Genomic DNA, 8,209 nt, shown 5'->3' on the forward strand with positions numbered 1-8,209 from the left:
GTGGCGAGCAGGTCGCGCGCGCGGGCATACTCGCCACCCGCCTGATCCTGGGCGGTGAAGGCGTAGTACTGCAAGTCCAGCCAGAAATGATTCGCGCCTTCGGCGAAGGCCTGCTCGACGCGGTCGAGGAGTTCCGGCCACTGCTTTTGCAGCATCAGGCGCTTGAGCTGGGCGCGCAGTTCGGCGCGCGGCGCCACCAGGCGCGTCTTGCCGCCGTGCTCGTGCGGCGGGATCTCGGTCAACGTATCCCACCGTACGCAGCGCATCAGGCGGTAGGCCGCGAGGTAGCCCTGCGGTTGCTGGCGCAGGTACAGCGCCATCTGGCGCGCCCGATCCAGCAGATCGCGCGTCGAGGCCACCTCGCCCAAGGCTGGCAGGACCGAGGCGGCCGCCGGCCCGGATGGCGCATCCCCACCAGGGTTGCCGGCGGCCGACGGTGACTCGACCCGGCCCTCGAAGCGACGGATGAGCCCATCCAGCGCCGGGCGAGCCGGTTCCGGCCACTGCGCCGTGCGCTCGAGAATCAGCGCCAGTGCCGACAGGGTACGTTCCAGCTGCGCGCCGGCCAGGCCCGGCACCCGGTCGAGCCGGTCCGTGAACGTCGCGCCGGCCAGCCATTCGAGTGCCGCCTTGCGGCTCTCGGCCCGGGCGGGCAGCAGCCGGGCGCCAAAACGGTCGACCAGTGCCGACAGCAACTCGAAGCCAGCGGCGACCCCTTCGGCGCCATCGCGCCGCATGCGCCCGTAGACGTAATACACGGCAAGGCGCACGTCCTTGGCGGTCAGCTTGAGCAGCCGCTCGGCGGACTCGACAATCAGCGTGTCGTTCACGCCGGACAGCTTGGCCACCTCCTCCTTGATGGCGAGGAAGTCGTCGTCGTAGCCCGGATCGTCGCCGGCCGGAGCGTCGGGACGGATGGGTTGCAGCCATGGGTCCCAGCGCGCCTGTGTGGAGCGAGCGAGATCCGCAGGGGCACGCGCGCCGAAGAGCGCGTTGAGGAGCTTGTTGAACATGGTTTGTCGTTTGTCCCTGTCTATCTCTACTTGCGCAGGGCGGGTGTATCGCGGGCCGCCGCCAGCGGCTCCCGGCCCACGAAGATCCGCGTTGGCAGCACAAAGCCCCGCAGCGCCAGCATCTCCAGCGGCCCCTGCCCGACCTCGGTACGCATCAGGTAGCGCACCGGATAGGTCACGTCCGCCGCAACAGGCGCCTGGGCGCTGCGCGCCGTCAGGCTGTCGGGATCTTCGGCGAAGGTCCGACCGTGCGCATCGGCCCGGTTCTCGGCAGGGGCCTTCGGTGCGCCTGGCCCTTCTAGCGTTTCCGGCGCATCCAGCGCGTCCGGCCTCGCCTGCCACGTCAGCTGGTAGTTCGCGCTATCCACCGGTTCGACGTGCGCGCGCTCCAGCATCCGCACCAGGCCCCAGCGGCCGCCGAACTCGTAGCTCTTGCTGGTGCCGGCGCGCTCGGTCTGCCATTGCAGCCGGGTACCCGGGTCCTGCAGGTTGTTGCCCGGCCAGCGCATTGCCTGCCATGTCTCGCGCTGGTTGTAGTAGTGCAGCGTCTGCCCATCGAGCGTCAGCAGCGTGTCGGTCAGGCCCGGGGTGGGGATCGGCTTGAACTCGAAGCGGTACTGCGGCTCGCCCTGCGCCAGCAGGTGCGCCGCCATGCGCTGCAAGGTGTTGATCGCGTTGAGGAAGGCCGGATCGAAGGACTGCGCCTGCCCGCCGGTAGCTGCCGGCAGCCACTGATCGCCCTGCAGCTCGAGCACGCCCGCCAGCTGCGTGCCGAGGAAGGACCCGATCAAGCCGCTTTGCGGGCGCAGGAAGCGCGCCAGCTCGGCCAGCGAGGCATCGTTGGCGGTGTCCGCAAACGGATAGCGTCCGGAGAACGAGCGGCTCCATGTCATCGCGATGCTTTGGCGCCACGCGTCGTTCAAGCTCGCCTGCGCCGGTCGCAGCACCGTCTGCGTCGCCTGCGCGATGGGCCGCACGAACAGCGTCTCGCCCATGCCCGCCCACTGGCTGCCGAGGCTCGCCGCCATCAGTTGCGCATAGGCCTGGGTGTCGGCCAGTTCCGAGCCCTTGCCCTGGAACAGCGCCTGCGCCATCTGACGGGCCTGCGCATCGGCATCGGCGCTGTTGCCGACCTGCTGCAGGCGCAGGCGCAGTGCCGTCGCGCGGTCAAGGAACCGTTGCAGACTCAGGTCACCGCTGGTGCCCGCGCTGGCGCTGCCGGGCTGACCCTGCGCCACCAGCCGCAGCACCGGGCCAAAGGCCGCGCCCAGCGGCCCCGCCGCGTCCGGCTTCGCCACCTCGGGCCCCGCCGGCTTCTTGCCGAGCAGGTCCTGCGTCTTGGCCACCAGCGTATCGGACAGCGAGTCCTTGCGGGCGCCGGCGCCGCCCTGGTATTCGAGCGACTTCATCAGCGCGATGACGGGCGACTGGCGCGCGTCGGCCATCAGCTTGAGCTGCCCGATCGCAGCGGGCAGGGTCGGCGCGGCCTCCCATTGCAGGCTGTTCATGAAGCCCTGCCAATGCTCCGCGTAATCGGCGAAGTACTGCTCGGTCAGGGCCGCCTGCAGCGCTTCGGCCGAACGGCTCTCAGTCTGCTGCTGCTGCTGCTGCGGCTTGCCATCGGTCAGCACCCAGTCATTGGCGATCTCCGTGCGCTTGGCGGCCTGCTCGATCGCGGGGGCGACATAGCCCTCATAGGCCTGGCGGGTGAAGACCCCCGGCACGATGGCCGCGGCTCGCACCAGCCCCCGGGGATCGGCGCCGGCGGTCAGCGCGGCCAGGGTCTGGTCCGGATACTTGCTGCCAGCGTGCTCACCAAAGGCCTGGATCACGCCCCGATAGACGGTGTCCTCGGCATTGCGCTCGCCGATCACGGCCAGCAGCGTCTGACGGGCGCCGGCGACCAGTTCGGGCCGCGGCTCGATGTGTCCTGCCGGGTTGGCCTTCAAATGCTCCGCATAGAAGGTGAGCAAGCGCTCGGCAAGGTCCTGCCGCTCGCCCGGGGTCATCCGGGCATCGGTGGACCAGTGCTGCACCAGTTGCGGGGCCAGGAAAGCCGGCTCGGCGCGTTCGGGGTTGGCCAGCATCAAATAGGTCTTGAGCGCCTGGTGGCCGCTCAACGCCACCCGGTTGGTTACCGCATCCAGCACCGTGGTGCGCAGTTGCGCAAGATCCACCAGCGACGCCTCCAGATCCCGCTGCACGGGCGCGACCAGCAGCTCGCGGCTGGCCTGCGCGTAGGGCTTCCACAGCGCGGCGAGGATCGCCGGATCGCGATTCAGGCCAAAGCGGGTCGCAAGCGGCGCATGATGCTGGGTACGGTACTCGTAGCGCTCGATCTGCTGCTGCAAGGCAAGAAGCGCGCGCAGGCGGGCCGCCGGGTTGGGGGCCGACTGAAAGTCGTTCACGGATTGCCGGGCGGCGTGGATGTCCCGCCCGTTCAGAACGCTGGACACCAGCATGCCCGCGCCCCACAAGCCGATGGCCGTCAGGCACACGATGGCAGACACCGTGACCGGGTGCCAGCCAACGCGCCGTCCCGGATGGCGGCGGGCGGCTTCGCCCAGGTAATGCCAGAGCGGCAGGTCGATGCTGCTCTGCACGCTCGCGTCGCCGGCGACAGGCCGTGGATACGGCGCAAAGACGATACCGTCCACGGGGATGCGCCGGCGCTGCCGGCCCCCCAATCCGGCGATCCAGTCGGCGAGCGCTTTGCCGCGGGTGTCGAGCCGCTGGGAAAGCTCCCCCATATAGCGGTCGCGATTGCCCGCCATCAGTTGCGCGACCACGCGCTGCGCCAGCTGGTCGCGCAGCGTGCGCAACGCGTCATCGATGGCGTCCGCATCCGCCTGGCGCGGCAACTCGCAACTGATGACCGGCATGAGGCCGTGGGCCGCCGTTCTCGCCTCCGCCACATCGCGTCGTCGCCGGTGAGCAGCAGCCAGGGCTGGCGGTAGCGCCAGCGCCAACCGTGATGCACGTGAAGCGCGTCGCGTATAGTGGCCAGTCGCCCGGGACGCGCTGCCGGCGCGCCGCCTCCCGCCGTCGCAGCCTCGCTCCGCTTGCTGGCATCGTAGTTGGCGACCCACAGCCTGGCGCGCAGCAACTGGATCTTTAGCGCCAACCATTCGTAGTACCTGGCCAGCAGCAGCGACACAATGCACCCGATCGCCAAGGAAATCTCGAACAGCTTGACTTGCTGCCGCGACAGCCCCTGCCCCGGCCCCTCGAACCAAACCGCGAGGCCGACTGCGACAAAGAGGCTCAATATCGCGATACAGAGGTAGCGTGCTACTGGCTGTGGCTTGTATTCATTCATGATGGCTTGCAGCACACGAGGGCGATGCACCGATCGCCCTCCTGGGTGAGGACGAGTTGCGATTGGGCGGACAGGGCGGCATTCTCGGCAGCGAGGACAGTCGCGAGCCATGCGCCTGCACTGCCAGAGTTGCCGATGGTCTTCGCAAGATCCACCCATGTGACGGCATCGCCCAGGGGCGACGATGACTTGAGATGCGTGACCACCTCGTCGGAAAGCGCTTGGTCCCAAACCGCACCGATGCCTTCGGTGCTGGTTCGCCCCCAACGCATTGCGAGCGCCACGCAATCCGAGGCGGACTGCGCGCTGTCCTGGGCTGGACGGTGCAAGTGCAGCGCGGAACCATGCCGCGAGGCCCCGGGGCGGCCCACCAGCAAAGCGACGCCAGCCTCGGCCACGCCGCCATCCAAGCGTTCACTGATGGCACGCCTCAACTGAAGTGCGACGAGTAGCTGCACCTCGTCTGCGGGCATGCGGTCCGCCCAGGCGTCGACATCAAACAGCGACAGATCATCCGTATCGTCTGTCGCGACGACGGGCAACTGCGGGAGGCATGCCAATATCTTGGCTTCAAGTCGCGCGCCGACCTCATCCGCCTCCACGGATGACGCAGAGACGAGCCGTACATGTAGCCGGGTCTGCGCTGGCAAGGACTCCAGACTCGCAATAACCGGGCGGAGCAAGCGGTCAAGCAGCCAGTCAGTGACGACTTTATGCCTGGCGTGCTCCGAGAGTTCATTGCCCGGGTAGAACGGCTTCTCGGGTATCGCGATCCAGCGGGCGATCACATCCGTTTCAGGGTATGCCGCACTTGGCCGGGCAGCCATTTGCATGCGCCCGCTCGCAATGCCCTCAACGCCGTTCTCTGCGTCGTCAGCAGAAAAGCACCAGGCGTGGGCCAGAATCGCAAGTGGCTTGCTAGCGCTCGCATGGCAGTCCTGTTCCTCGGCATCGCTCGCCCGGTTGACCGCCATGGCGTCACTGCGCCGCGCATACGCGCCGGCCATGGCCACGCTCCACAGAAAGGCCCAAGCAGCCAAGGGATAGCCTATGACGCAGAGCCAGAACCAGAAGGTGTTTGTCGGCTTTGTCGCGGGCCAGAGGGAGATGACAAACGCAGCGCCCCCACCCACAATGGCGACAAACAGGAACGTCCACCAGGCGACCGACAGGCGCGGCAGGTCTGGCACCGTGGCTCTGGGCGGTACCCGCTGAAAATCGATGGGCATTTACCGAACCGTCGCGCCGCGCCAGTGAGCAATGAGGATACTGCCGCACTGGGTCCGGTCGCCGTCGCGCGCAAGCGGCACGCCCGCATCGGTCATGCTGGCTCCGCCCTCCACGATCTTGTTGTTGCCGTGAATCGGACACGACACGATATCGCCGATCCGCGCGGCTCGTCTCCCCCGGACCTGAATGCGGTCCGATCCCGACAGGATCTTGCCGCCATGACTTGTATCGTCGTCTTCGTAAGCTAGTTCTTTCATAATCAAAATTCCTGCTTGCCTCTACATTAGTTATTCTTCATCGCGGCATATTTTGCAAAAAATACCCCCCATAAAACAATCATCTCGGATAACTTAAATCCCTTGTTCCTTTTACTTATTTTTAAGTAACTACCCCAAATTTCTCTTGCACTTTCGGGATTGCCACCAGCCATTACCTTCGCAATACCAAGGAAATCACCTCTCTCACCCAATAGCCAGAGGTCTACTTTCGCGTCCCATCGCCCGCTGCAAATTCCGCCGGTCATATTGCTCACTATGCACCCAGATTGAGTGTCTATTACGGGGCAGTATTGTCGACTCGCTATTTCTTCGCCTCCGTCTCCTCCAATTTTGAAAAATCTACCGGCTCTCACAATAGAGAAAACAGCAAACCTTCCGGACGGTGAAATCAATGCGTCCGCAGGATCCGAAAATACTACACCTCCATCGATCGACAATCTCTCCATCGGAAATAGATCAAATTTTGATCCGCCCGCACTGACGAACACGGCTCTTTTCCACCCAGTGCCGAACTCACTCTCCAGGATAGGCTCAAGATAATCGACTCTCGATCCGCCATCAAATATTAAACTTTCGCCATAAGCATAGGTCCATGTGATGAATATAAGGAAAAATGAAGCCGCTCCACGCTTTATAATTTTCATTTCTTTAAAACCATTATTTAAAAATTTCCTTCATGCCTTGGTATCGAGCGCGCACGACCGAAACTCCTCCTATAACGATCATCTCTCAATCACTTCCATAATCCCAGAAAATATTTCTCTATTAATCACCGTATTGCGCACAGACTACCTCATCCAYCGAAGGAAATCCTTGACATCGCTGGCTTTCTTCAGTCGAAAAGTGGAAACCTGGTTCTCAACATAGCCATCGACCCCTGCCATCTCGCTATTTTTAGTGATATTTTTATTCTCAATCAAAGAACCGTCTTTGCCACTCTCATACGCATACACTTGATAAAGATCTCCGTATGTCCCCAGACCACTATGCCTCAGTTCCCATCGGACAATAACAAATAGATTAACCATTCCTTTTATTCTCCCCAAAAAAAAGGGAATCAACCCGAGGCGCCGCCCCCTCGATTGAGTATTTTGCAACCAACTCTTCCCGGCATAGACCGTTTTCATATTTATATAACATCAAATTTATCGGGTACTCATCACCCCCTTTCTCAACTGCAACTAGAGCACCCTTTTTAATCTTCGAAGCAGAAAACACGCCCTGAGCAGGGGACACCACCGGACACGGAACAAGCCTATCTTCCGCATTCACAAGAGATACAAAAAAGGAAATTTTAAAAATCAATAGATACTTAAAAATCATTTTCGATCATATAATTTTCGTCCGAACCTATTTTAGATTCCGCGCGGCCGCCATCACGCTCAACTCAGTTATCTATGCCATCTATCGGCGCAACTGTCTTAATACCCCTCAGTGCTCGAGGGCTAATCGGCTGATAGTCTCCGGGATCGCAGGTACGGTTTGAAATCAACTTCCCATTCCGCTTTATATATATTCCACTTGGAGAACCTTGATACAATACATAGTTATACTTTCCAAAATTAAATTTTAGATGCGTAAACGTTATATTTCCCTCCGATATATCGCTTATTGAAAACCATCTTCTCGGTGGATACGGCTTTTTTGGAAATTCGAGTTCGATTTCATCAACCCTTCCAAATCGATACTGAACGTATCCATTATCTGGAGATATGTTTCCCGAAGCGCAGACCGAAATCAATTTTCCTTCACTTGCACAGCTAAAATACACCTCCTCATGAGGCTGACAAAGCGTTATTTCTTCGGCCTCCGCGCTCACCCCGAACAATATCAATCCCGCAAAATAAATCGCCCTTGCGAGCACAATAAGATCGCATTCCGTATTCAATTTAAATACCCTCCACTGTAGATCGAATTAAAATTTTCGACGCGCGCCGCGTAACTATCCGTGTGCAAATTAACAACCTCGGTAATCGCATTTACCTGCGTAGCTGTTTCTCCTTGATCCGCCTTTTCTGGTAGATTACGGTCAACCCAGAAGTACGCGGCAGACCTTGCCGCATACTTTGGCTGAACGAGTAGATCTGGATTTGTTTCAAAATCAACAACTTCCTGAGGCCACTCATTTTGCATAGCCACATGCCATTTAGTGAAAGCTCTGTAGTTGGCTCGCCCCGTAAGCTGCTTGAGGCCTCGCCCTCGGTATCGCCAGCCATCTCCGCTAGTGTCCTGCGTCAGATATTCGCAGACAAAATCGCCTGATGCTGGCGAGGATGTCATCGGCGGACTTCGTCCACACGAAAGGCGTGGGGTTGGCGTTGTTCAGGTCGAGATATTTTTGGATGGCTTGCTCAAGTTGTCGAGTTGAT

General features: G+C 61.1%; 8 protein-coding genes and 1 pseudogene. All 9 read right to left on the bottom strand.

The window, feature by feature from the left end:
• Positions 1–1,013, bottom strand: a 1,013-nt coding sequence (tssA, locus tag AC1DKD_RS39850; protein ID WP_477112142.1) for a type VI secretion system protein TssA, incomplete at its 3' end; no start/stop codon positions are given.
• A 26-nt stretch (positions 1,014–1,039) separates the two neighbouring features.
• Positions 1,040–3,895, bottom strand: a complete 2,856-nt coding sequence (locus tag AC1DKD_RS39855; protein ID WP_477144613.1) for an ImcF-related family protein — start codon at positions 3,893–3,895, stop codon at positions 1,040–1,042.
• Complete coding sequence (locus AC1DKD_RS39860; RefSeq protein WP_477144614.1) at positions 3,787–4,362, bottom strand: hypothetical protein; 576 nt, start codon at positions 4,360–4,362, stop codon at positions 3,787–3,789. The genes AC1DKD_RS39855 and AC1DKD_RS39860 overlap by 109 nt, the downstream gene beginning before the upstream one ends.
• Positions 4,329–5,561: a hypothetical protein gene (locus tag AC1DKD_RS39865; protein WP_441637482.1), complete on the bottom strand. Its 1,233-nt coding sequence runs from the start codon at positions 5,559–5,561 to the stop codon at positions 4,329–4,331. Before AC1DKD_RS39865 ends, AC1DKD_RS39860 begins: the two co-directional genes overlap by 34 nt.
• Complete coding sequence (locus AC1DKD_RS39870; RefSeq protein ID WP_150984982.1) at positions 5,562–5,819, bottom strand: PAAR domain-containing protein; 258 nt, start codon at positions 5,817–5,819, stop codon at positions 5,562–5,564.
• Between the two features lie 26 nt (positions 5,820–5,845).
• Complete coding sequence (locus tag AC1DKD_RS39875) at positions 5,846–6,484, bottom strand: hypothetical protein (RefSeq protein WP_477144615.1); 639 nt, start codon at positions 6,482–6,484, stop codon at positions 5,846–5,848.
• Between the two features lie 743 nt (positions 6,485–7,227).
• The gene (locus AC1DKD_RS39880; RefSeq protein ID WP_441637488.1) at positions 7,228–7,728 is read right to left on the bottom strand and encodes a hypothetical protein; all 501 of its coding nucleotides are present in this window, start codon (positions 7,726–7,728) and stop codon (positions 7,228–7,230) included.
• Positions 7,725–7,973: a hypothetical protein gene (locus AC1DKD_RS39885; protein WP_441637490.1), complete on the bottom strand. Its 249-nt coding sequence runs from the start codon at positions 7,971–7,973 to the stop codon at positions 7,725–7,727. The genes AC1DKD_RS39880 and AC1DKD_RS39885 overlap by 4 nt, the downstream gene beginning before the upstream one ends.
• An 88-nt stretch (positions 7,974–8,061) precedes the next feature.
• Positions 8,062–8,209, bottom strand: a pseudogene (locus AC1DKD_RS39890) (IS630 family transposase); the annotation flags it as partial.

Source organism: Cupriavidus sp. 05T313 (assembly GCF_056396665.1).

What these genes read in the sequence shown, in the direction of transcription:
- AC1DKD_RS39855 (WP_477144613.1), bottom strand. Translation starts at nt 3,895, where the DNA reads ATGCCGGTCATCAGTTGCGAGTTGCCGCGCCAGGCGGATGCGGACGCC.
- AC1DKD_RS39865 (WP_441637482.1), bottom strand. Translation starts at nt 5,561, where the DNA reads ATGCCCATCGATTTTCAGCGGGTACCGCCCAGAGCCACGGTGCCAGAC.
- AC1DKD_RS39870 (WP_150984982.1), bottom strand. Translation starts at nt 5,819, where the DNA reads ATGAAAGAACTAGCTTACGAAGACGACGATACAAGTCATGGCGGCAAG.
- AC1DKD_RS39875 (WP_477144615.1), bottom strand. Translation starts at nt 6,484, where the DNA reads ATGAAAATTATAAAGCGTGGAGCGGCTTCATTTTTCCTTATATTCATC.
- AC1DKD_RS39885 (WP_441637490.1), bottom strand. Translation starts at nt 7,973, where the DNA reads ATGCAAAATGAGTGGCCTCAGGAAGTTGTTGATTTTGAAACAAATCCA.